Source organism: Streptococcus criceti HS-6 (genome assembly GCF_000187975.2).
Lineage (GTDB): Bacteria > Bacillota > Bacilli > Lactobacillales > Streptococcaceae > Streptococcus > Streptococcus criceti.
The window spans coordinates 721,151-744,912 of record NZ_AEUV02000002.1; the positions used below are offsets into that span (position 1 = coordinate 721,151).

The window sequence follows — 23,762 nt, forward strand, 5'->3', positions numbered from 1 at the left end:
TTGGCGAGCAAGTTTATTGACACTGGAATGGTTAAGGCTTATACTGGCTTTACAATATTTGTTGTTATAAAAAAAGTAACAAATAGAAAGAGGTTTATGATGACTATTACAAATAATTATTTCCAATCAGATAAGGAAGAAAAGATTGACTTGGTCAACTTGACTAGCTTGGAGGAGCGAGCTAAAGAAGTGATTCCAAAAGGAGGTTTTGGCTATATTGCAGGTGGTTCTGAAGACGAATGGACTATTAAAGAAAATACCAAAGCTTTTGATCGTGTACAAATTGTCCCTCGAGTACTGACGGGAGTGGAAAATCCTTCAACGCAGACGGACATTTTTGGGCAAAAATTGTCTATGCCTATCATCAGTTCACCTGCAGCGGCTCAGGGGCTAGCTCATGCCCGTGGTGAAATGGCAACTGCTGAAGGAATGGCTGCAGCTGGAACGATCATGTCCCAAAGTACTTATGGAACCACGACCATCACACAAACTGCTGAGGCTGGTCAAGGTGCCCCTCAGTTTTTCCAACTTTATCTAAGTAAAGATTGGTCGGTCAATCAGGCTTGGTTGGATGAAGCAGTTGAGGTTGGTGTTAAGGCTATTATTTTGACAGTTGATTCAACAGTAGGCGGCTACCGTGAGGCGGATATTATCAACGATTTCCAATTTCCTTTACCGATGGGAAATTTAGAAAAATTGGCAGAGGCTAGCCAAGGTTTAGGGATCAGCGATATTTATGCGGCCGCAGCCCAAAGGATTTTACCAGAAGATATTAAACGCATCGCTGATTATACGAATTTGCCGGTTATTGTCAAAGGGGTTCAAGATCCAGATGATGCGGTCGCAGCTATCGAGGCCGGTGCCAAGGGTATCTGGGTTTCCAACCATGGTGGGCGTCAACTCAATGGGGGGCCAGCTTCTTTCGATGTCCTGGAAACTATTGCTAAACGGGTAGATAAAAGGGTACCAATTATTTTTGACAGTGGTATTCGTCGGGGTTCCCATGTCTTTAAGGCCCTAGCAAGTGGGGCAGACCTTGTTGCTCTAGCCCGACCAATTATCTATGGGCTTGCTCTTGGAGGAGCCCAAGGAGTTCAAGGCGTTGTTGAACATTTGAATAATGAGTTCCGCATCACTATGCAATTAGCGGGTACTCAGACTGTCGAAGCTGTCAAAAAGGCAAAATTAATCCGCCATTAAGTTCAGCAGTCAACTATTATAGTTTAGTGAAAGCTGAGCAAAAAGTGCTGCTAAGCTTCTAGACTAAGAAACTGTATTCACAAGTCTAAATTCTTAGCGTCAGCTGGAAAAGGCCTGGGGAAAAAGTATTCCAGCCTTCTATTTTTGCAGTAATAACAGTTTGCCGCAGTGGTTGGGAGAAAGACTTGTTGGCTCTGCCGACTTAGTCTTTCCCCTGCACAGTTCATTAGGTGCTTTAGCACCAATGAACCACTGCTGATTGGAAGTCCTTATCTTGGGGTGCAGTCCCATTTTCAGACACCCCCTTAAACAGTCCACTGGACTGTTTAACGACTCCGCAAGTGTTAGCGGCCATCCTAATCAACTGTGCGGAGGTGGGACAACGAAGTCAATTTATATAAAAAATCGACTTCTGTCCCACTCTCAAAACAGACAGTTGCCGCCGTGGTAAAAAGACGATTGTCCCTATTTAAGTCAACTGTCGCGGGGATTTTCAAGACCCTAGGCTTGAAAATGAGCAATGTAACTCCGTTAGGAAGTCGCTTGCGTCCCTACCATATAAGGCTAACTATCAAAAAATGTGAATACAAGTCCTAAAAATAATCCCTTAGCGCAGTTTTTAACTGTGAGCTTTCGTGAGGATAAGCGGTAAGTCAATAGACTATTTGAAAAATCAGACACCAGTGGGGTGGGATCAGGAAGTTGAATTCTTAGAATTGATGACTCCTGTCCTGCTCCTTTTTGGTGCACTTTTTGTTAGCGGCCGTGACAGAAGTTGTACCCAAAAAACATTGAAACGCTTACATTTCTTGCCTATAATGATGGTAACAAGGAAATAAGGAAGGAGGCTCGTATGATATCGCGATTCTTAACTCAGGATTGTGTACGCTTTTCTGATAAAAAAATATCTTGGGAAGATGCAATAAGCTTGTCTGCCCAGCCGCTGCTTGATCAAGGTAAAATTGACGAAGTTTACATTGAGGCAATGATCAATAAGGTAAAAGAGTTTGGTCCCTTTATTAATTTGGGGCAGGGAGTGGCTCTCCCACATGCTCGACCGGAGGAAGGTGTCAAGGATTTTGGAATGTCAGTTTTAAAATTGCAAGAGCCGATGTTTTTATTGAATGATGAACAGCAAAAAGTGGATTTACTTTTTTGTTTAGCGGCTAGTGATAATGACAAGCATTTAGAAGCTTTGTCCTCTTTAACGAAACTTTTGTCCAATAAGCAGACCTTGAAGCGGTTAAAAGAGGCCAAGACTAGTCAGGAATTTATTACTATTATAAAAATGGAGGAAGGATCATGAAAATTTATGCCGTATGTCAAAGTGGTTTAGGAACTAGTTTTATGGTTCAAATGAATATCGAAGCAGCTTTAGAAGCAGCTGGGGTTGATATGAATGATTTCCAGGTTGATCATGCTGATTCTGGCAGTATCAGCGGGGATATGGCAGATTATTTCTTTGCGGAAAAAACACTAGTACCAGCTTTAAATAATCTACCAGATGAAAAGATAATTTCTTTAGATTCTATTATTGACGCAGATGAAATCACTCAGAAAGTCAAAGAGCTTTTAGATAAGAATAATATTCCACATACTTAGACGGGAGATGATAATATGACAGGGATTCTCAATCTATTTGTATCAATCGTAACGCAACCGGCAATTTTAGTTGCCTTGATTGCTTTAATTGGTTTGGTTTTGCAAAAGAAAAAGGTTTCTGATATTGTTTCGGGAACGATTAAAACAGCTGTTGGTTTCCTTGTTTTGACAGGCGGAGCCGGCATTCTTCAATCGGCATTGGAGCCTTTTGCGAAGATGTTTCAAGTTGCTCTGCATGCCCAAGGGGTCGTTCCAAGTAATGAAGCTGTTGTTGCTATTGCCCTAAAAGATTATGGCAGCCAGACTGCCTTGATTATGCTGGTAGGGATGATCGTCAATGTACTATTAGCCCGCTTTACAAGATTTAAATATATCTTTTTGACGGGACAAGCAATGATGTATGTTTCCTGTATTACTGCCGTTATTCTAATTAGCTCTGGCATGAAGACCAGTCCTCTGCTGATTATTTTAGGCGGTATTTTTGAAGGGACGCTTTTAACGATTACACCTGCTCTTTGTCAACCATTCATGAGAAAAATAACTGGCAATGATAAGGTAGCAATGGGACACACTGGCAATATTGGCTATGCAGTCTCTGGCTGGATTGGAAAATTTTTTGGTGATGAAACAAAGTCAACAGAGGATTTAAATGTTCCATCATCATTTGGTTTTTTAAGGGACTCTACAGTTTCTATTATGATTTTAATGAGCTTGGTTTACCTTGCTTTGACCTTCTTTACGGGTCTTGGTTACGTGGAAAATAAATTAAGTGATGGAACCAGTGCTATCGTCTTTGCTCTTGTTCAAGCCGGAACTTTTACAGCTGGCTTTGTTGTTGTTCTTCAAGGTGTTCGGATGGTTTTGGCTGAAATTGTTCCAGCCTTTCAAGGAATCGCTAAGAAGTGGGTTCCTGATTCTAAGCCGGCCTTGGATGTTCCAATTATTTTCTCGTATGCTCCAAATGCTGTGCTGATTGGCTTCTTCGTTAGCTTTATCGTTGGTACCCTATCGATGTTTGTCATGATTGCTCTTCATACGACAGTGATCATTCCGGGGGTTGTCGGGCACTTCTTCTGTGGAGCAGCAGCGGGTATCTATGGGAATGCTACAGGAGGCCGTCGGGGAGCTGTCTTAGGTTCGGCAGTCAATAGTCTCTTACTCAGCTGGTTGCCCCTAACTATTTTGCCGCTTCTAGGCTCTTTAAAATTGGCGGCTTCAACCTTTGCTGATACGGACTACTTAATTCCAGGATGGATTTTAGGTACGTTGGGTCAAGCCGGTTCTGTAGTCTTGGTAGCCAGTATTATTGCTTTTGTACTACTTGTTATCATGGCTAGTTTTCTTCTGGGAAGGAAGGCAAGAGCTGTCAGCAGTGAATGATAAGCAAACTATCGTCCCAACAATTCGGACGGTAGTTTTTGATTTTGAAATAAGGTATCAGTAGGTTAGAATGATTATACTAACTAGTACTAATGATTGGTTTGCATCAAGGGTTGGAGGATAAGTATGCTTGATAAGCGGTTAAGAGATCTGGCTAATTTTTTTATCAGGGAGAGACGAAGCAGCCTAGCTGTCTTAGAAAATTATTTAGGCCTGTCGCGTCGGCAAATTACATACGTACTCGATCGTTTAAATGAACTCTTTCGAGAAAATCAGATTTCACCGATTTCTTATCTAGGACGGGAGTTCGAACTCACGGATAGGCAATTGGATTTTCTGTCACAACTGCTCACTACCTCTCAAATGAAGAATTATATTATGAATAATGAAGAGAGGCAGAAGTTCCTTTATTTGATGCTAGTTGCTGTCGATTTAGACTACATTTCTTTAGCAGATATCATGGATGACTTACGGGTCAGTAAGACAACTGCTCTTGCCAATTTGAAGAATTTGGAAAAGTGTTTAAAGGTCAAGGGTGTCACTTTGGCTTATTCCAGAGATAAGGGCTACCATCTCTTGGGTGATGAATTAGTTTTGAGAAACCTACTTTTAGAGTGGTTAACAAAAGATATTGAAGAGGATAATAGTATTATCTACGATGTCTACATTTCAACATTTAAGGCGGAGAATGTTGAAACTCTTGTCCAAAAAATCCGTTTATTGAAGCAGTCCTATCGTCTCCAGCTAGTAGAAAGCAGGATGGTTGAACTGGCCTATTTTATTGTTTTGACTCTGAATCGTTTAAGAGGAGGATTCTATCAAGGAAGCGATTTTTCGGATATTGAGCTCTCAGACTTTGAGGAGTATCATTTTGTTCAAGCCTTACTAAAAAGTCTAGACATAAAAAGTACTAAAGAAAGTTCCTTTTTATCCGCTTTGGTTTTGGGAGAATCAGTCGGCGATATTAATTGTGATTCACCAGATAGGGGGAAAATTTTAGGACTAACAGAGGCAATGGTTACTCATTTTCAGACCTTATCTGGGATTCATTTTATGGAATGGTCCGATATCGTGGGGCAAATCTATAGCCATTTAAGGCCAACCTATTACCGTTTACTATTTCATCTACCCATCAATAATATATTAATTGATAAGGTAAAGTCAGAGTATCCTAGTATTTTTTATCTCGTTGAAAGGGCTTTGCAAGAGACGGACGGTCTAAAAATGTTTGTGGTTCCAGATGAAGAATTAGCCTTTTTGACGATGCACTTTGCCTCCATCTTGACGAAGAATCAGCGAAGAGTTCATCATCGATCAGTCAGAGCGTTGGTTGTTTGTACGAATGGTGTAGGCAGTTCGGCCATCCTGTTTGAAGAATTAGACCATTTATTTACCGAAATAGATTTGCTGGGGCCGATGACTATGGAGAAAATGCTGACGATGGCTGATGGTGATTTTGATATTATTTTTTCTACAGCCAGTGATGCTTCGATTTATCGCATGCATAAGCCTGTTTTTATTGTCAATCCTGTCATGACTGCTGATGAAGAGTACCGTCTAGTCAAACGAGTTTATGAGACTGTAGGAAATTCTTATTTTAAGCTGCCTAATGTAGATGATTTGATGGCGATTATCGAAAAATATGCAATTATTCAATACAACTCATCTTTGCGGCAGGAACTGTCTCAATACCTTTCTCCTCAATCGAGAGATAGCAAGCGTCCTTCCGGAAAATTAGGTTTAAGTGATGTATTAAAAAAGGAGTTTGTCCTTGTTCTTGAAAGTATATCCAGTTTGCATAAAGCAGTTGAAATGGTGGCTCAGCCATTAGTGGAAAAAAATGTCATTGAAGTGAGTTACACTAATCAGGTTTTAGAAAATCTGGATCAAAACTTGCAAAATTTTTTAATCGCTCCGGGAGTGTTATTGCCCCATGCCTATCCTAATGGTGTTAATGCTATAGGGGTAGGTTTAGCTACATTGCCGAAGCCACTTGAGACGGCTTTTGGTCAGATCAACCTGATTATTTTTCTTGCCGCTGTAGATAATGAGAGCCATCTGCAGGTCATGAAAGACCTGCTTAAGCTCCTTTCAAATCAAACACTTATCAGTGAGCTGAAGGGATTAAGGTCTCAGGAAGAAATTTATGACTTGCTTCAAAAGACGTTCAAGTAAACATAGCTGGTTTTAGGCTAGCCAATCCAATCTCATTAAGTTTAAGTAAATCCTAGATTGTATGCCCCATCTGAGTATAGGAGATTTCGCAGTTTCAGTACTCAGATGGTTTTTTTATGAACACGAAAACACTATATTTGCTTGAGAAATTTTAGTGATAAGGGCTCGAGGAAACTCACAAAAGTCTCAGACTTGCATACTATTTGTGGAAAAAGGCTGTAATAGAGACCGACAGGATTTGACTGAGAAGTTTTTAGGTAAGAGGCTTCTACTCATGCTAAGGATAGTGGAACTTATGAACGGTATCTTAAAAATTAGGCGGAAAGTCTAATACTTGAGGTGTTTTTGGGGTATTTATTAAACTACTGAGGATTTTCACTAGAAATACTTTATAAGATAACAGTGATTTTAAGGCGCATTACAAACTATTTTTAAACACGTGAGAGCATCAGTTGATGTTCCGTCTAGTTTCTATGAGATCAGTTGACAAGGGTATCGGGTTAGGTGAAAAAGTAATTTTTGTTATCTGGAATAAATGAAAATGAAAAGAAAAAGAATTTTTTTAAGCCTGTAATGGTTAGTTTGAAATTTCATTAAACTAGGCTCAACTGTATTTTCATCTGAAACTAATTGTGTTAAGCTAAGTCTCGTTAAGTAAAAGTGCTTAGCAAAAAAATAAAAGGAGAATTTCTTATGAACACATTTGCAATTAATGATTTTGAAACAGTAGAATTGGTTGACTTAGCTGCCGTAGAGGGCGGGGGTGTTATTGGTGCTGTTATAGGAGGCGTTGGTGGTTATTTAGGCGGTTACCTTGAAGGAGCAGATGCAGGAGCGAGCATTGCAGATGCTTGGGGTGTTGATAAGCGTATTGGAACAGTCGTTGGTGGTATTATAGGGGGACAAGCAGGAGGCGCTCTAGGTGCTCTCGGTGGATTAGCTATTCCTGAGCCTTAATCATTAAAAAGTTCGATTTAAAATTTGAGCCAATCCTCTATGTTAGTGAGGGTTGGTTTTTTAATTGTATGGACTTTCAGTCTTTGCGATATTTTCAGAACAATTTGGCTTAAATAAAATCAAAATAGGATAAGACGACAAATCGTAGACAGTACTGAAGTACGGCAAGGTGAAGTCAACGATGATTTATTTTGATTTTTAAAGAGTATTAGTCTAGGGCTTTTCCCTTCCCTATGCGTGACAGACAAAAAAAGACCGTCATGGTCTTTTTTGTTTCTATGAGTAATTGATAGTTAATTCTTTTCCTAATGCTAATGCAATTTTTGATAATGTATCAATGCTGGTGTTTGCTCCGCGTTCTATCCGTGCTATTGTTGATTGTGGCACATGGGCCAGTTCTGCCAGTTCTCGCTGGCTATATCCTTGTGCTTCCCTTGCAAGCATAAGAGCTACGGCGTTATCCATCCTCTTTTTTTCTTGTAAATATTTTTTTTGGAACTTTTCGTCTTTGAGTTGTTCTGCTAAAAAATCATCAAATTTCACGGTTGTCATTTTTCTTTTTCTCCCTTTCTTCAAATTCTATTTTGAGTTGCTTAGCATGTTGGATCTCACTTTTTGGAGTTTTTTGAGTTTTCTTAGTGAAACCATGTGTAATTATATAACGGTCGTCTACGACGTGAAAGTATAAGGCGCGTTGAATATTACTAGAAACTTTTGAGCGTATTTCAAAAATTTCACTATCTAATCGTTTGACCCACTCCATTTTTTGAGAGATAAGTAAACCATAAGATTGAATTTGATCAATAATCGTTAGTAACTTATTCTTATCTTTTTGCGGCAATCCTTCTAAAAAATCTAGAAATTCGTTTCTTCCATTAGGCCTAACGTACAACTCGAACTTGGGCTTTTTCGTGCACTGATTATATCATATATGCGTTCAAAATAACAATAAAATCATTCAAAAAAGATTGAATCACTTCAACTTATAAGAATAATCCTTAAATCTAGGGTGAAATGAGGAGCTCGTATAACCTTACTGTCTTTTACAATTTTTTACAACCGTTTTCAGAATATTTGATTTATTTATGATACAATAACGATATAGATTCTTATTCTTTTTTATATAGAAAGGTCGTTCCAGTCATGTCGTTTGATAATATTGATCAATTGGCGGTCAATACCGTCCGTTCACTGTCGATTGAAGCTATCCAAGCTGCTAATTCAGGTCACCCTGGTCTGCCAATGGGTGCTGCACCAATGGCTTATGTTTTGTGGAATCGCGTGATGAATGTTAATCCAAAGACCAGCCGTTCATGGAGCAATCGCGACCGTTTTGTTCTATCAGCTGGTCATGGTAGTGCTCTTCTTTATAGTCTACTTCACTTGTCTGGCTATGCTGTCAGCATGGATGATCTGAAAAATTTCCGACAATGGGGTTCTAAGACGCCAGGCCATCCAGAAGTGGGACATACCGATGGTGTTGAAGCAACAACTGGTCCTCTGGGGCAAGGGATTGCCAATGCTGTTGGTATGGCTATGGCAGAAGCCCATCTAGCTGCTAAATTTAATAAGCCTGATTTTGATATTGTTGATCATTACACCTATGCTCTTAATGGTGATGGCTGCCTGATGGAAGGGGTTAGCCAAGAAGCTGCAAGTTTGGCTGGTCACCTCAAGTTAGGCAAGCTGATTTTGCTCTATGATTCCAATGATATTTCCTTGGATGGCCCAACTTCAATGGCCTTTACCGAAGACATTAGAGGCAAATTTGAAGCTTACGGCTGGCAGCATATTTTAGTTAAAGATGGCAATGATTTGGAAGCTATTGAGGCAGCCATCGAGGCGGCTAAGGCTGAAAAAGATAAACCATCGATTATTGAAGTTAAGACTGTCATCGGTTTCGGGGCGGAAAAGCAAGGAACGTCTGCTGTCCATGGTGCTCCATTGGGTCAAGAAGGCGTTGACTATGCCAAGAAGGCTTGGGGATATGATTATCCAGCCTTTACAGTACCGGACGAAGTTAAACGGCGTTTTGAAATTGGTATTCAATTCCGCGGTGAAGCGGCTGAAAATGCTTGGGCTACCAAGTTCAGTGAATATGAAAAAGCTTACCCTGAACTGGCAGCTGAGTATAAGGCAGCTTTTGCCGGTCAGCCAGAGTCCGTTGAGCTGGAAGCTCATGAGCTTGGTACAGCAGTGGCTAGCCGGGTTTCTAGTCAGTCTGCAATTAAGCAAATCTCAGCGCAGCTTCCTAATTTCTGGGGTGGTTCGGCTGATTTATCGGCTTCTAACAATACCATGGTTAAGGCTGAAACTGATTTTCAGGCAGATAACTATGCTGGTCGGAACATCTGGTTTGGTGTACGGGAATTTGCCATGGCGGCAGCTATGAATGGGATTGCTCTGCATGGCGGTACGCGTGTTTATGGCGGCACTTTCTTTGTCTTCTCAAACTATCTCCTGCCTGCTGTTCGGATGGCGGCCCTACAAAACCTGCCGACTGTCTATGTGATGACGCATGATTCAGTTGCCGTTGGTGAAGATGGCCCAACTCATGAACCAATTGAGCAATTGGCTAGTGTCCGCTCCATGCCTAATCTTAATGTTATTCGTCCGGCTGATGGTAACGAAACCAATGCGGCTTGGCAGAGAGCGTTGGCTGAAACTGACCGCCCAACCATGTTGGTTCTGACCCGTCAAGGCTTGCCTGTTTTAGAGGGTACCAAAGAAAAGGCAGCAGATGGTATCAACAAGGGGGCTTATGTTCTGTCAGAAGCCAAGGGTGATTTGGATGGTATCATTATTGCGACTGGTTCTGAAGTGAAGTTGGCTTTGGATACACAGGCTGCTCTGGAAGCTCAGGGTACCTATGTTCGGGTTGTTTCTATGCCAGCTCAAAATATTTTTGATGAGCAAGAGGCCACCTACAAAGAAAGTGTTCTCCCAGCGGCTGTAACCAAACGTCTGGCGATTGAAGCTGGTTCTAGCTTCGGCTGGGGCAAATATGTCGGCCTAGCAGGTAAGGCCTTGACCATTGATACTTGGGGAGCTTCGGCACCGGGTGGCAAGATCTTTGAAGAGTATGGCTTTACCGTTGATAATGCGATTGCTCTCTACAACTCTCTTTAATCATTGAGACATTAAGCTCATCTTAGGGTGAGCTTTTTATATTGAGATGAACGCCTATAAGTTGTGAAGTTGATACTTTTAAAACATGATGGCTGCTCTGTAAACCTTGGTTGTTTGGCTATCTCTTTTGATGAATGAGATGGAGTCAGATCTTTGTAATTTTTGATGTTGTGTCACTCTTATTCATGTTGCGGCACGATTCTTTTATAAGGCTTTCTTGTGAATTATCATTGACAAGACTTAGTAAATCTCTTACAATGGCTTTGTAATATATCTATAGTACAATATTTGATGCATAAAAGTATTGTCAGTCTGATTTTGAAAAAGGCCAGTCCTGCTTGGATTGGCGGAAAGGTTCTCTGCTTTTCCTTGTAGGAGGTAATTTATGATTGAATTTCAGCATGTTTCGAAACTCTATGGTGATAAAGAGGCTCTCAGTGATCTCAATTTGACCATCAATAACGGTGAAATCTTTGGCCTAATTGGTCATAATGGAGCTGGGAAAACGACGACGATTTCCATCTTGACATCGATTATCGAAGCCACTTATGGAGATGTGGTGGTCGATGGTCAGGTCTTATCCGCTAATCGGGATGCCATTAAGAAGAAAATTGGCTATGTTCCCGATTCTCCTGATATTTTCCTCAATCTATCAGCTAGTGAATATTGGCATTTCCTAGGGAAAATCTATGGTGTGGCAGACAGTCAAGTTGACCAGCGGATCGCGGATTTGACTAAAGTCTTTGACCTGACTCAGCAGCAAAATGATATTATTGACAGCTTTTCCCACGGGATGCGACAAAAGGTCATCGTTATCGGAGCTCTAGTGGTCAATCCAGATATTTGGATTTTGGATGAACCTCTGACCGGACTTGATCCTCAAGCTTCTTATGATCTCAAGGAAATGATGAAGCAGCATGCTCAGGCTGGCAATACAGTTCTTTTTTCTACCCATGTCCTGCAAGTGGCAGAGCAGCTCTGTAACCGCATTGGTATTCTTAAACAAGGGAAATTGATTTTTGTTGGTACACTTGAAGAACTTAAGGCTAATCATCCTGAAAAAGATTTGGAAACCATCTATCTGGAGATGGCCGGTCGGAATGCTGAAGAAGCAGATTCTTCTCTTGATAATGAGGAGGCAAGCCTATGAGTTGGTCCAATATTTGGGAACTGATAAAGATCAATATTCTCTATTCTAATCCGCAAAATTTGTCTCAGATAAAGAAAAGGCAGGAGAAGAATCCTGGTAAAAATATCACAGCTTATAAGAGTATGCTGCGGCAGCAAGGCGGATTGATGATTCTCTTTACTTTTGTCTATATCATCAACTTTGTAGTTATAGATTTTGGCCGACTACCAGGTTATTTCACCCAGTATGTTTTGATCTTCTTTTTGATGGCTGTTTTCAATGCTTTTTCAGCCATGTATGCCATCTTTTATGACAGTAAGGATTTGGGCCTCTATGCCCCCTTGCCTATAAAAAATACTGATCTCTATCTAGCTAAGGTAGTTTCCTCTCTAGGGATGGGGGCGGTGTTTTTAATGCCTTTATTGTCCCTCTTTATTTTGTTGGCCTTACGATTAGGAGGGGTTTTGCTGATTCCTCTGGGAATTCTTCTTTTTATCGTGGCTCTTGCTTCTTGCCTGACCTTGGCCTTGACGCTCAATCACTTAATCGGAGGCTTGGTTGTTAGGAGCTCTCGCCGCAAGCTCTTTTCGACTATCTTGATGATTCTAACAACCGTCGGAATTATGGGAAGTCTCTTTTATTTCTTAGCCTCAAATAATAAATTAACGGAGATGACGGGTAGTCAGATGGTTGACCGTCCCCTCATTCCTTACTTTAGAGGCTATTATGATATCTTAGCCCATCCATTTGCGCTAGAAACGGTTTATAATTTTTATCTGCCCCTTGTCCTAGTCTTGATTTTAACTGCTTTATTGGTGAAATATTTTATTCCTCGCTACTATCAGGAAGCCTTCTATACCAGTAAGGAACAAAAATCTAAGTCACAAAAGCAAAGGGGTTATAAGAATATTGGCTTAAGAGGAACCTTGGTTCGTCACCATTTATCTACCTTGCAAAATGCTACCCTGATTGTGCAAAGTATGATGACTCCCATTCTCTTTCCCTTGATGATTATTTTTTACTCCTTTAGTATTGATAGGAGCGTCATTGGTCAATTCTCGGGTGCCTACTTTGGCTTCGCTTGGCTGGCCGGTCTAGCTTTTGGCAGTTTGAGTGCTACGCCAGCCTCATTCCCAGCTGTTGGTCTATCTTTAGAGAAAGAAAACTACCTAGTTTTTAAGTCTCTGCCGATTAATTTCAAAGCTTTCTTGAAGCAGAAATATTTGGTCTTGGTTAGTCTCCAGATGCTTCTCCCTTGGTTGGTCAGTGTGGGTATTGGCTTTTATTTGGGAATTCAGCTTCCCCTTATTTTGGCCCTCGCCTTAGGCTATCTGCTGTCTGCTTTCGTTCTCAATGAATTTATGTATCGTAGAGACTATCGCAATCTGGTCTTGAACTGGCAGGATATAACCCAACTCTTTAATCGAGGAGGGGGGCAATGGGTGGCTTTTGCCTTCCTACTTGCTGTCATCTTTTGTGGTGGTGTGATTATTGGCATAACGGTTCTACTTACCTTATTGATGGGTGCCCTAGCAACAAGCTGTCTGGTTCTTTTAATCAGTTTGTTCATCTTTGCTTTTCTTCAATACCGAATCAACCGCACCTTCTGGAAACAGTTGGATTAAATATATTCTTTAAATCGTACTTATCGGATATCGGTAAAACGGGAATTATTGATTCGCTTTACTAGGCATGTGATAGGTCAAAATAATCTCTTGCCTGTTTAAGGGGGTGCCTGAAAATGGGACTGCATCCCAAGATAAGGACTCCTAACCACTGCGCTAAACTGTTATTACTGCAAAAATAGGAGGATGGAATACTTTTTTCCCAGCCTCATTTCAGCCTAATCTCTTGAAATTTGGGAGTGAGAGGAAGCCTAATTCTTTGAATTTATGACTTCTTTCCCACTCCCTTTTAGTGTATAATTAAGTGTATGAAACGTAATTTTACAGGCGTAAAGCGACTGGTCATCAAGGTAGGAACCAGCTCGCTTGTTTTGCCTAATGGAAAAATTAATCTCAATAAAATTGACCAGTTGGCTTTTGTCATTTCTGACTTGATGAATCAAGGCAAGGAAGTTATTTTAGTGTCTTCGGGAGCGATGGGTTTTGGACTCAATGTTTTGGGCAGGGATAAAAGACCAGCGGAAATCGCTCAGCAACAGGCAGTTTCAAGTGTCGGTCAGGTGGCCATGATGGGCCTTTACTCTCAGGTCTTTTCTCACTACCAAACCACGGTTAGTCAGCTCTTGATAACGCGAGATGTGATAGTCTATCCGGAGAGTCTGGAAAACTTTACCAATGCTTTTGAGTCTTTAATTAAGATGGGCATTGTTCCAATTGTCAATGAAAATGATGCTGTCAGTATTGAAGAGATGGACCACCAGACCAAGTTTGGCGATAATGATCGACTCTCTGCTATCGTTGCCAACATCACCCATGCTGATTTATTAGTCATGCTTTCGGATATTGACGGTCTTTTCAATAAGAATCCTAACATTTATGAAGATGCGGTCTTGCGAGACCGAGTGACGGAAATTACTGATGACATCCTTGCTTCTGCTGGCGGAGCTGGTAGTAAATTTGGTACGGGGGGCATGCTCAGTAAGGTGCAGTCGGCCCAGATGGTTTTTGAAAATAAGGGTCAGATGGTTCTGATGAATGGTGAGAATCCTCGGGATATCTTACGGCTTTTGGCTGGCGAGAAGTTAGGTACTTGGTTTAAGCAGGAGTATTGACTACTAGCCTAAGGAATTTTGGAAGGGAGCAGTCTATGACAGTCATTGAAGATTTAGGAAAGAGGGCCAAGCAGGCCAGTCGGGACTTGCTGTCCTTGAGTACTGCTGAAAAAAATCAAGTCCTTGGGGCCTCAGCTCAAGCCTTGCTGCAAGCAGGAGAAACTATTTTAGCTGAGAATGCTAAAGATTTGGCCTTAGCCCAGGAACATGGCATCAGTGCGGTTATGGAGGATCGCCTGCGCTTAACGGCTGAACGTATTGAGGCAATGGCAGAGGGACTGCGTCAGGTAGCTGATTTGCAGGACCCTATCGGTCAGGTTGTTCAAGGTTTTACCAATAGAGATGGTTTAAAAATCGTTCAGAAGCGGGTGCCTATGGGTGTGATCGGGATGATTTTTGAAAGTCGTCCCAATGTTTCTGTAGATGCGTTTAGCCTAGCTTTTAAAACGAATAATGCCATCATCTTGCGAGGCGGCCGCGATGCTATCCATTCTAATAAAGTCTTAGTTGGTGTGCTTCGCCAGGCCTTGAGAGAAGCGGGAGTTAACCCTGATGCCGTTCAACTTGTTGAAGACCCCAGTCATGCTGTAGCTGAGGAACTGATGCAGGCGGCTGATTATTTGGACTTGCTGATTCCTCGTGGTGGTGCTCGTTTGATTCAGACGGTTAAAGATAAGGCCAAAGTGCCTGTGATTGAGACTGGCGTCGGTAATGTCCATATCTATGTCGATCAGACAGCTGACCTCGATATGGCGACTAAGATCGTTATCAATGCTAAGACCCAGCGTCCCAGTGTCTGTAATGCTGCAGAAAGTCTAGTTGTTCATCAAGCTGTAGCAGGTGAATTTCTCCCTCAGTTAGCTCAGGCCATTAAGGATGTCCATCCGGTTGAATTTCGGGCAGATGATAGAGCTCTTGCTCTGCTGCCGGAGGCAGTTCCTGCTCAAGCTGAAGATTTTGCGACGGAGTTTTTGGACTATATTCTATCGGTCAAGGTTGTTGATAACTTGGAGGAAGCTATTGAGTGGGTCAATACCTACACTACCCATCATTCAGAAAGTATTATTACTCAGGACATCGCAGCTGCCGACGGTTTTCAGGAACAGGTTGATGCAGCAGCAGTCTATGTCAATGCTTCAACCCGCTTCACCGATGGTTTTGTCTTTGGGCTGGGAGCTGAGATTGGCATTTCTACCCAGAAGGTGCATGCGCGTGGTCCTATGGGCCTTGAAGCTTTGACCTCGACTAAGTTCTACATCAATGGTCAAGGCCAAATCAGGGAATAAGTTCATTTATTAAGGTCATGCCTAGGCATGGCTTTTTTTGGTGAGAAGTATTTGCCCTCTGTATTTTTTCATCAAAGTCGCCTATGCCCTTGTGGAAAGAGAGAATGTTTATCTTGAAGTCCAATGCTTTATCGCTAGCTTTCTTATTTTTCTTGAGGATATTTAAGGACTTAGTATCTTGTGAAATACTTGGGCATATCTGCTATATTTATGGTAAAATAAAAGTTATGACAAATGACTTTCACCATGTAACCGTGCTCTTACATGAGACAGTGGATATGCTGGACCTAAAGCCCGATGGTATCTATGTTGATGCCACACTTGGCGGGGCTGGGCACAGTACTTATTTACTGTCGAAATTGGGCTCAGAAGGCCATCTTTACTGTTTTGATCAGGATCAGACTGCTATTGATCATGCCCAGACTAAGCTCAAGGACTATGTCGATCAGGGGATGGTGACTTTCATCAGGGATAATTTTCGCAATCTCAAGGAACGCCTTGCTGAGTGTGGTGTAACTGAAATTGATGGTATCCTTTACGATCTTGGGGTTTCCAGTCCCCAGCTGGATCAGCGAGAGCGGGGCTTTTCCTATAAGCAGGATGCCCCTCTTGATATGCGAATGAATCAGGCTGCTGATCTGTCGGCTTATGATGTTGTCAATACTTACAGCTATCAGGATTTGGTAAGAATCTTCTTTAAATATGGAGAAGATAAGTTTTCCAAACAGATTGCTAGAAAAATCGAGCAGGTTAGGGAAGTCAAACCGATTGAAACAACGACTCAGCTGACTGACATCATCAAGTCGGCCAAGCCAGCCAAGGAATTGAAGAAGAAAGGCCATCCGGCTAAGCAGATTTTTCAGGCTATTCGGATTGAGGTCAATGATGAATTAGGGGCGGCAGATGAATCCATCCAGCAGGCTCTGGAGCTCTTGGCTTTGGATGGTCGAATCTCGGTCATTACTTTTCATTCCTTAGAAGACCGCTTGACCAAGCAGCTTTTTAAAGAAGCTTCGACGGTGGATGTGCCCAAGGGACTCCCTTTTATTCCAGAGGAAATGCAGCCTAAGTTCGCTTTGGTCAACCGTAAACCTATTTTACCCTCTTCTGAGGAGCTGGCAGTCAATAATCGGGCTCACTCGGCTAGACTGAGAGTTGCTAAAAAAATTCGAAAGTAGAGAATAATTATGGCTCATAATAAACAGGAAGAAAGAGCGGTTCGAGCAGCTTTTCAGAAGCGGTTCCGAAAGTTTTCCAGACTTGAGCTGGCTTTTTACGGTTCTATTATTATTACTGCTGTTTTGATGGCTGTGGGAATTATTTATTTGCAGAGCCGAAACTTACAAGTCAAGCAGGATATTACAGAGATTAACAGTCAGATTTCGGATGCTGAAACAGATCTGAATAATGCTAAGCAGGAGGTCAATGAGCTGACTCGCTCTGATCGTATTGCCGAGATAGCTAAAAAAGCTGGACTTAACATTGATAACTCTAATCTTGGAAATGTTGGGAGTAACAAGTAAGGCATGAAAAAATTGATTAATCGCTTTTTGTCTTATGTGACAAAAGACCGGCGAGGACCTCAGGCTAACCGGGAACGGGTTGGCCAAAATTTGATGATTACTACGGTTGTCATCTTTTTTATCTTTATCATTAATTTTGCGGTTATTATCGGCACGGATTCTAAGTTTGGTGTTAAACTGTCTCCCAAGGCGAGGAATGTCTATCAGACAACAGTGACTAAGGCTGCTAAGCGGGGAACCATTTATGACCGTAATGGTAATGTGATTGCTGAAAATTCAACTACTTATACCGTTTATGCCATTATTGATAAAAAGTATGTCTCAGCTAAAGGTGAAAAACTTTATGTCCAAAATAAAGACTTTGATAAGTTGACCGATATCCTCAATCAACAGCTTGGTATGGAAAAAGATTATATTAGAAAGCAATTGAATCAGCCAAAGCTGACTCAGGTCTATTTTGGATCCAAGGGAACTAATTTATCTTATTCGACCATGCAGGCTATTGCTGATGCGGCCAAGGATGCCGGCATTAAGGGTGTTGACTTTGATTCCAGTGCTAGTCGGCTCTATCCTAATGGAACGTTTGCCTCAGAATTCATTGGTATTGCCCAAAGTAAAAATGGCAAGAAGGGGGATTCTACCCTAGTCGGAGCGACTGGTTTGGAGGCTTCCATGAATGGCATTCTATCGGGAACAGATGGTAAGGTCACCTATGAAAAGGACCAAAATGGCAATATTCAATTCGGAACAGGAAAAAATGTCAAGAAAACCATAGATGGTCGGGATGTTTACACGACTTTGGATGCCACTCTGCAGACCTATCTGGAAACTCAGATGGATACTTTTATGGGAAAGGTCGGCAATGCCACAGATGCCAGTGCTACCTTGGTCAATGCTCAGACAGGTGAAATTCTGGCGACGACCCAGCGGCCAACCTATAATGCTGATACCTTACAAGGGATGAGCAAGGATGAAGGTTACAATTGGCTCAACATGCTCTATGGCACTAACTATGAGCCAGGTTCAACTATGAAGGTTATGCTTCTGGCTTCGGCTCTGAATGAAGGAGCCTTCAATGCCAACCAGACCTACTACAATGGTGATGGGATCAAGATTGCGGATACGACAATCAATGACTGGGCAGTCAATCAGGGAACATCGTCTGGTCAGACTATGACTCTGGCGCAAGGCTTTGCTTATTCGTCCAATGTGGGAATGACCATTTTGGAGCAACAAATGGGAGATTCTACATGGGGAAGCTATCTCTCCAAGTTCCGTTTTGGCTTGCCAACCCGCTTTGGAATGGATGATGAGGCTTCCGGCTCAGTTTCCTTGGACAATAAGGTTACTGCGGCCATGTCTGCCTTCGGGCAAGGGGTGTCTGTCACAGAAACGCAAATGCTGCGTGCCTTTAGTGCTATTGCTAATAATGGTATTATGCTGGAGCCTCGGTTTATCAGTCAGATCTATGATTCAGATAATAATACCAGCCGAGTTGGTTCGACTGAAGTCGTTGGTAATCCGGTGTCAGCAGATGCGGCTAGCCAGACTCGCGACTACATGGTTAATGTCGGAACGGACCCTACTTATGGAACGCTTTATTCCGCTTCAGCGGGTGCTCCAATCATTCAAGTTGGCAACTATCCTGTGGCCGTTAAATCTGGGACAGCTCAGTATGCCTCCGATGACGGAGGTTACGAGCAGGGGGAGCACAGTTATATCTACTCTGTTGTCGCCATGGTTCCTTCTGATGATCCTAAATTTATCATGTATGTAACCCTGAAAAAGCCTGAAAACTTTAGCGGAACATTTTGGGCTGATGTTGTCAATCCAGTACTGGAACAGGCCATGCTGATGCAGGATGAATTGTCATCAACCTCAGTCAGCTCGCAAGCTTCTTCAGAAACCAGTTATCGGATGCCGAACTTTAATGGAAAGAGTGCCGGCGATGCAGCTGTTACCCTGCGGCAAAATCTAGTTCATGTGGTATCCTTGGGAAATGGAAGTAAGGTCAAAAAAACTTCAGTCAAGGCCGGCAGTGATGTGAAATCGGGCGGTCAGGTCTTGATTTTGACGGATAAGCTTCAAGAACTGCCTGATATGTACGGTTGGACCAAGGCTAATGTCAAAACATTTGCTGACTGGATGGGAATCAAGGTGACATTCAAGGGTTCGGGAACCGTTACTAAGCAGAATATTGACTCAGGTTCAAAGCTGAAAAATGTTAAAAAATTAACAATTACACTAGGAGACTAAGATGTTTACCATATTATTAGCAGGTCTGATTGCCTTCATCTTGACGGTAGTCGGTATGCCCTTCTTTATTAAGTTTTATCAGGCTAAGAAAATTGCTGGCCAACAGATGCATGAGGATGTTAAACAGCATTTGGCCAAGGCTGGAACTCCAACCATGGGGGGAACAGTCTTCATCATCGTAGCAACCGTGGTGACTCTGGCCTTTTCTACTCTAAGTCTCTTTCGTGGGGCTGCCTTTGGGGCAACGGCTGGCATTCTTTCGGTTGTGGTTATCTATGGGATCATCGGTTTTCTGGATGACTTTTTAAAGATTTTCAAGAAAATTAACGAAGGTTTAACACCTTGGCAGAAGATGCTCCTGCAAATTCTGGCTGGTCTGATTTTCTACTTTACCCATGTTCGTCCCAGCGGAACGGACGCTATCAATATTTTTGGCTTCCAGCTTCACATTGGTGTCTTCTATCTAGCTTTTGTCCTTTTCTGGGTTGTTGGCTTTTCCAATGCGGTCAATTTGACCGATGGAATTGATGGTTTGGCTTCAATTTCGGTGGTCATCTCCTTAATTGCCTATGGTGTCATGGCTTATGTGCAAAAGCAAGCGGATATTCTCTTGATCATTGTTGTCATGATTGGTGCTCTTTTAGGCTTTTTCGTCTTCAATCACAAGCCTGCCAAAGTTTTTATGGGGGATGTCGGCAGTCTGGCTCTAGGAGCTATGCTGGCTTCGATTTCCATTGCCCTGCGGCAAGAATGGACCTTGCTTGTCATTGGTCTGGTCTATGTTCTTGAAACGGCCTCTGTCATGCTGCAGGTGGCATATTTCAAAGCCACCAAGAAAAAGTATGGTGAAGGCCGGCGGATTTTTCGGATGACCCCCTTCCACCATCATTTGGAGCTGGGCGGCCTGTCTGGTCAAGGAAAAGAGTGGAGCGAATGGAAGGTAGATGCCTTTCTCTGGACTGTTGGTGCCTGCTCCAGTCTGGTAGCTCTTGTGATTTGGCTGGTGATTAAATGACATCAGAGATTTGTTACCATAGTCGCAGTTTATTACTAGAATGAGTTGCTGAGCTAAAACCAAATTTGTGTTTCTTTTCTTATCTATAGTGAAAATAGTATGAAATCCTTGCTTGTACATCTTGATTTCATGCTATTTTTATTGCTCTGAGCTTAGCATGGGGGATAAATGCACTGTTACAATAATGTGACAAAAGTTACAATTATATATTGAAATCGTTTTCTTTTATTGTTATAATAATCCTAGATATTGATCTACAATGTTATTGACGAGATATCTTAGTAAGAAAGGAGATTAATTCATGAAAAGAGCTCCTATTTGGAATGAAAGACAACGTTTTTCCATTCGTAAATATTCCTTTGGTGCGGCCTCAGTCCTAATCGGTGCTAGTTTATTCTTCGGCGGTCAAGTACTGGCTGATGAACAAGCAGTGCCAGCGGGTCAGCCTCAAGACCAAACGGTTCAAACCACCATTGCTGACCAGCCCGTTCAAGATGGGAATAGCTTAGCTTCTCAGACAGAAGACAGTAACACTGCAGTCCTTTCAGACAAGGCATCTGTGTCTCAACAAGCTAGTCAGGATTCAGCTCAGGCCACGGCAGAAACGTCTGCTCCCACAGACGCTGTGACAAGTACTGCAGCAGCGCCAGCTAGGGTGGACACTGCCACCCAGACGGATGCTATACCCGCTCAGGTTGAGTCACAATCAGCGGTTCAAACGGTTAGTGTCACCTCACAGCAGAACGAAAGTCTGGCACCGACTCAAGAAAGCCAGCTGTGACGAGAGCGTCTGTGGCGACAACGGTTCAAGCGGTTGGCAAAGATATCCCAAGTTCAGGCTATTATACCTATCCAGAGCGTACAGAAGTCAAGAATAGTCCCTCTGCCAGTGCGCCCCTCGCCTTTTACGCCAATGCCGGTGACCGTGTTTACTATGACCAAGTGCTCACTCAAGATGGCTATCAATGGCTGAGCTACAAGTCTTACAGCGGTATTCGCCGTTATGCCAATATTGCTAAGCTAGAGGTTAAGGAAGTTCCAGCACCCTCAGTCCCTAAAACTCAGTCCGGAACCGGTGGCAAAGATATCCCAAGTTCAGGCTATTATACCTATCCAGAGCGTACAGAAGTCAAGAATAGTCCCTCTGCCAGTGCGCCCCTCGCCTTTTACGCCAATGCCGGTGACCGTGTTTACTATGACCAAGTGCTCACTCAAGATGGCTATCAATGGCTGAGCTACAAGTCTTACAGCAGTATTCGCCGCTATGCCAATATTGCTAAGCTAGAGGTTAAAGAAGTTCCAGCACCTAAGACAGACGATCAGTCAGCAGGAGACAGCGAAACTACTTTTCCAACCCTGCAGCGTTACACCTTCGATCGGGAAGTCGCGGTTAAAAACGAAGCCAGGGCAGCCGCTAAGACAGAGTTCACCTTTACCAAAGGAGAAGGGGTTAACTATGATAAGGAACTCAAGGCCGATGGCTACAAGTGGATTTCCTATGTCTCCTACAGCGGTATCCGCCGCTATGTCATGCTGGACAAGCTGCCCAATTCTCAGCCATCAGAATCCAAACTGACCGGGCAAATCAGTGTTGAGAACCAAACTAACCAAGGCTTTGATGTCAGGATTTCCAATGTTTCAGACAGCAAGGGTATCCTAGCCGTCAAGGTACCTATCTGGACGGACCGAAATGACCAAGATGATATCATCTGGTATGACGGCGTTAAGCAGGGAGATGGCACTTACAAGGTAGCGGTCAAACTGTCTGACCATAAGAATGAAACCGGCACCTACAATATCCACCTGTATTATGTTGAAACTGACGGAGCTATGAAAGGGGTTGCCGCACAACAGGTTAAGGTGGCTGAGCCTCAAGTTACCAGAACCGGAACCCTCTCCTTTAGTAACAAGGATAACGGCGATTTCGATGTCATCGTTTCGACTGTCACCGACAGCCAAGGACTTAAGGCGGTTAAGGTGCCTGTCTGGACAGATAGGAATGACCAAGATGATATTATCTGGTATGATGGCATTAAACAGGCTGATGGGACCTACAAGGTCACCGTCAGAGTATCTGACCATAAGAATGAAACAGGCCTCTATAATGTCCATCTCTATTACCTAGAAAATGATGGCAAGCTGGTTGGTATAACAGGTCAGCAGCATCGCTCAGAAGCTAAGAAGATGGATAAACGGGTGACCGGAACTCTTGCTATTCAAAATCAGACTTCCGATGGTTTTGATGTCCTGATTACCAATGTGTCGAACAGCAACGGTATTGTAGCGGTCAAGGTTCCTGTTTGGACCAGCAATCGTGACCAAGATGATATTATCTGGTATGATGCTAATAAACAAGCTGATAATAGTTATAAAGTGACTGTGAAACTGTCTGAACATCAGTATGAGACAGGTACCTATATGATTCATCTGTACTATGTCGACAACAATAATCAGCTGGTTGGTGTCACCGGAACAACTTATGAAGTGCCAGCTCATGAGAATAAGGAGCAGGTAACGGTAACCAGTACCTATAAGGGAACTGGAAACTACCTGATTACGGCTCATAATGTTCCTAGTGATGGTGATATTCTAGTGGCTGTTTGGTCGGATACTCATGATCAGGATGATATCATTTGGTATGAGATGGACCGTTCCAACCTAGAGGCTTCCCTGCAAGTTAATACTCAAAATCACAATGGAACTGGAACCTATCATGCCCATGTTTATCAACGGCTTGGAGATAAGATGACTGCTTTGAGCGGTTATGATTTCCAAGTTAATAAGTCCAACTATGATACACCTTATTACAATCAAAGAGATGACCGCTGGTCTGGTCTGAAATATGGCCGTGGTTACCTTGGCCCAACAGGCTGCGTACCGACTGATTTAGCAATGGTCATCAGCTCACTCAAGGGCCAAGAAGTTACCCCGAACCAAGTGGCGGACTACCTTTACAACAATACCAATGAATTCAACAAGAATTTTGACGGAACCAGTGGTCAAGGGATCCTACAAGCTGCCAGTCATTGGGGTCTGGTTGCGACACCTCTGGGAAGTTTAGGCCAGGTTCAAACAGCCCTATCGCAAGGCTATCATGTTCTGGCCGCTGTGCAGAATAGTGTCTTTGTCAGAAATGGCAGTCATGAATTGGTTCTCAAGGGCTACAACAATGGTAGTACTCATGTATCCGATCCTTATACTTCTGAACTCTCTGGCTGGTATTCAGTGAGTCAGCTTTGGAATGAACAAAGTCATGACCCGATTGATACCAGTGGTATCGGTGCTCCGTTTATCAAGATTACAGATGCCTAGATTGTCAGATTAAACGAGATTCATCAATAGCAAACGGCCCTGCTGCCAGTGCTTTAGGAGG

General features: G+C 42.7%; 18 protein-coding genes and 1 pseudogene. 17 read left to right on the forward strand and 2 right to left on the reverse strand.

Going from position 1 to position 23,762, the window contains the following annotated elements; genetic code table 11:
- The first annotated feature begins 99 nt into the window (after positions 1-99).
- From STRCR_RS03590 to STRCR_RS03615, 6 genes are all read left to right on the forward strand, one after another.
- Entirely contained in the window at positions 100-1,200 is a 1,101-nt protein-coding gene (locus STRCR_RS03590) for a lactate oxidase (protein ID WP_004228719.1), read from the forward strand.
- Between the two features lie 853 nt (positions 1,201-2,053).
- Positions 2,054-2,506, forward strand: coding sequence for a PTS sugar transporter subunit IIA (locus tag STRCR_RS03595; RefSeq protein WP_100207978.1), 453 nt, complete (start codon positions 2,054-2,056; stop codon positions 2,504-2,506).
- Complete coding sequence (locus STRCR_RS03600) at positions 2,503-2,802, forward strand: PTS sugar transporter subunit IIB (RefSeq protein ID WP_004227294.1); 300 nt, start codon at positions 2,503-2,505, stop codon at positions 2,800-2,802. Before STRCR_RS03595 ends, STRCR_RS03600 begins: the two co-directional genes overlap by 4 nt.
- 15 nt (positions 2,803-2,817) lie before the next feature.
- Positions 2,818-4,182: a PTS ascorbate transporter subunit IIC gene (locus tag STRCR_RS03605; RefSeq protein WP_004225443.1), complete on the forward strand. Its 1,365-nt coding sequence runs from the start codon at positions 2,818-2,820 to the stop codon at positions 4,180-4,182.
- Between the two features lie 126 nt (positions 4,183-4,308).
- Positions 4,309-6,357 (forward strand): BglG family transcription antiterminator, encoded by a 2,049-nt coding sequence (locus tag STRCR_RS03610; protein WP_004226154.1) that lies wholly within the window; start codon positions 4,309-4,311, stop codon positions 6,355-6,357.
- A gap of 693 nt (positions 6,358-7,050) precedes the next feature.
- Positions 7,051-7,314, forward strand: a complete 264-nt coding sequence (locus tag STRCR_RS03615; RefSeq protein ID WP_004229778.1) for a hypothetical protein — start codon at positions 7,051-7,053, stop codon at positions 7,312-7,314.
- Between the two features lie 276 nt (positions 7,315-7,590).
- Here STRCR_RS03615 and STRCR_RS03620 read toward each other — a convergent pair whose 3' ends face one another.
- Complete coding sequence (locus STRCR_RS03620) at positions 7,591-7,866, reverse strand: helix-turn-helix domain-containing protein (protein WP_004226907.1); 276 nt, start codon at positions 7,864-7,866, stop codon at positions 7,591-7,593.
- Positions 7,847-8,206: a type II toxin-antitoxin system RelE/ParE family toxin gene (locus tag STRCR_RS03625; protein WP_004225406.1), complete on the reverse strand. Its 360-nt coding sequence runs from the start codon at positions 8,204-8,206 to the stop codon at positions 7,847-7,849. Before STRCR_RS03625 ends, STRCR_RS03620 begins: the two co-directional genes overlap by 20 nt.
- A gap of 251 nt (positions 8,207-8,457) precedes the next feature.
- On the opposite strand from STRCR_RS03625, the gene tkt reads away from it, so the two are divergent.
- From tkt to STRCR_RS12490, 11 genes and pseudogenes are all read left to right on the forward strand, one after another.
- Positions 8,458-10,443 carry a transketolase gene (tkt, locus tag STRCR_RS03630; protein ID WP_004225435.1) on the forward strand — a complete coding sequence of 662 codons (1,986 nt, stop codon included), beginning with the start codon at positions 8,458-8,460 and terminating at the stop codon, positions 10,441-10,443.
- A 385-nt stretch (positions 10,444-10,828) separates the two neighbouring features.
- Complete coding sequence (locus tag STRCR_RS03635; protein ID WP_004229382.1) at positions 10,829-11,593, forward strand: ABC transporter ATP-binding protein; 765 nt, start codon at positions 10,829-10,831, stop codon at positions 11,591-11,593.
- Positions 11,590-13,197 carry a hypothetical protein gene (locus STRCR_RS03640; protein WP_004228929.1) on the forward strand — a complete coding sequence of 536 codons (1,608 nt, stop codon included), beginning with the start codon at positions 11,590-11,592 and terminating at the stop codon, positions 13,195-13,197. Before STRCR_RS03635 ends, STRCR_RS03640 begins: the two co-directional genes overlap by 4 nt.
- 308 nt (positions 13,198-13,505) lie before the next feature.
- Complete coding sequence (gene proB / locus STRCR_RS03645; protein WP_004227474.1) at positions 13,506-14,309, forward strand: glutamate 5-kinase; 804 nt, start codon at positions 13,506-13,508, stop codon at positions 14,307-14,309.
- Between the two features lie 35 nt (positions 14,310-14,344).
- Positions 14,345-15,595, forward strand: a complete 1,251-nt coding sequence (locus STRCR_RS03650) for a glutamate-5-semialdehyde dehydrogenase (RefSeq protein WP_004228200.1) — start codon at positions 14,345-14,347, stop codon at positions 15,593-15,595.
- A 227-nt stretch (positions 15,596-15,822) separates the two neighbouring features.
- On the forward strand, positions 15,823-16,773 hold the full coding sequence (rsmH, locus tag STRCR_RS03655; RefSeq protein ID WP_040804834.1) for a 16S rRNA (cytosine(1402)-N(4))-methyltransferase RsmH: 951 nt from the start codon (positions 15,823-15,825) through the stop codon (positions 16,771-16,773).
- 9 nt (positions 16,774-16,782) lie between these two features.
- Positions 16,783-17,118: a cell division protein FtsL gene (gene ftsL / locus STRCR_RS03660; protein ID WP_004225859.1), complete on the forward strand. Its 336-nt coding sequence runs from the start codon at positions 16,783-16,785 to the stop codon at positions 17,116-17,118.
- 3 nt (positions 17,119-17,121) lie between these two features.
- Complete coding sequence (pbp2x, locus tag STRCR_RS03665) at positions 17,122-19,374, forward strand: penicillin-binding protein PBP2X (protein WP_004227587.1); 2,253 nt, start codon at positions 17,122-17,124, stop codon at positions 19,372-19,374.
- A 1-nt stretch (position 19,375) separates the two neighbouring features.
- On the forward strand, positions 19,376-20,389 hold the full coding sequence (gene mraY, locus STRCR_RS03670; RefSeq protein ID WP_004228753.1) for a phospho-N-acetylmuramoyl-pentapeptide-transferase: 1,014 nt from the start codon (positions 19,376-19,378) through the stop codon (positions 20,387-20,389).
- Between the two features lie 301 nt (positions 20,390-20,690).
- Positions 20,691-21,170 (forward strand): YSIRK-type signal peptide-containing protein, encoded by a 480-nt coding sequence (locus tag STRCR_RS12485; protein WP_004227820.1) that lies wholly within the window; start codon positions 20,691-20,693, stop codon positions 21,168-21,170.
- Between the two features lie 47 nt (positions 21,171-21,217).
- Positions 21,218-23,701 (forward strand): annotated as a pseudogene (locus tag STRCR_RS12490) (GBS Bsp-like repeat-containing protein); the annotation flags it as partial.
- Between the last annotated feature and the right edge of the window lie 61 nt (positions 23,702-23,762).

Coding starts and splice junctions, on each gene's coding strand:
- STRCR_RS03640 (WP_004228929.1), top strand. CDS start 11,590: ATGAGTTGGTCCAATATTTGGGAACTGATAAAGATCAATATTCTCTAT.
- tkt (WP_004225435.1), top strand. CDS start 8,458: ATGTCGTTTGATAATATTGATCAATTGGCGGTCAATACCGTCCGTTCA.
- pbp2x (WP_004227587.1), top strand. CDS start 17,122: ATGAAAAAATTGATTAATCGCTTTTTGTCTTATGTGACAAAAGACCGG.
- STRCR_RS03610 (WP_004226154.1), top strand. CDS start 4,309: ATGCTTGATAAGCGGTTAAGAGATCTGGCTAATTTTTTTATCAGGGAG.
- STRCR_RS03635 (WP_004229382.1), top strand. CDS start 10,829: ATGATTGAATTTCAGCATGTTTCGAAACTCTATGGTGATAAAGAGGCT.
- STRCR_RS12485 (WP_004227820.1), top strand. CDS start 20,691: ATGAAAAGAGCTCCTATTTGGAATGAAAGACAACGTTTTTCCATTCGT.
- STRCR_RS03600 (WP_004227294.1), top strand. CDS start 2,503: ATGAAAATTTATGCCGTATGTCAAAGTGGTTTAGGAACTAGTTTTATG.
- proB (WP_004227474.1), top strand. CDS start 13,506: ATGAAACGTAATTTTACAGGCGTAAAGCGACTGGTCATCAAGGTAGGA.
- rsmH (WP_040804834.1), top strand. CDS start 15,823: ATGACAAATGACTTTCACCATGTAACCGTGCTCTTACATGAGACAGTG.
- ftsL (WP_004225859.1), top strand. CDS start 16,783: ATGGCTCATAATAAACAGGAAGAAAGAGCGGTTCGAGCAGCTTTTCAG.
- STRCR_RS03650 (WP_004228200.1), top strand. CDS start 14,345: ATGACAGTCATTGAAGATTTAGGAAAGAGGGCCAAGCAGGCCAGTCGG.
- STRCR_RS03595 (WP_100207978.1), top strand. CDS start 2,054: ATGATATCGCGATTCTTAACTCAGGATTGTGTACGCTTTTCTGATAAA.
- STRCR_RS03620 (WP_004226907.1), bottom strand. CDS start 7,866: ATGACAACCGTGAAATTTGATGATTTTTTAGCAGAACAACTCAAAGAC.
- mraY (WP_004228753.1), top strand. CDS start 19,376: ATGTTTACCATATTATTAGCAGGTCTGATTGCCTTCATCTTGACGGTA.
- STRCR_RS03605 (WP_004225443.1), top strand. CDS start 2,818: ATGACAGGGATTCTCAATCTATTTGTATCAATCGTAACGCAACCGGCA.
- STRCR_RS03615 (WP_004229778.1), top strand. CDS start 7,051: ATGAACACATTTGCAATTAATGATTTTGAAACAGTAGAATTGGTTGAC.
- STRCR_RS03590 (WP_004228719.1), top strand. CDS start 100: ATGACTATTACAAATAATTATTTCCAATCAGATAAGGAAGAAAAGATT.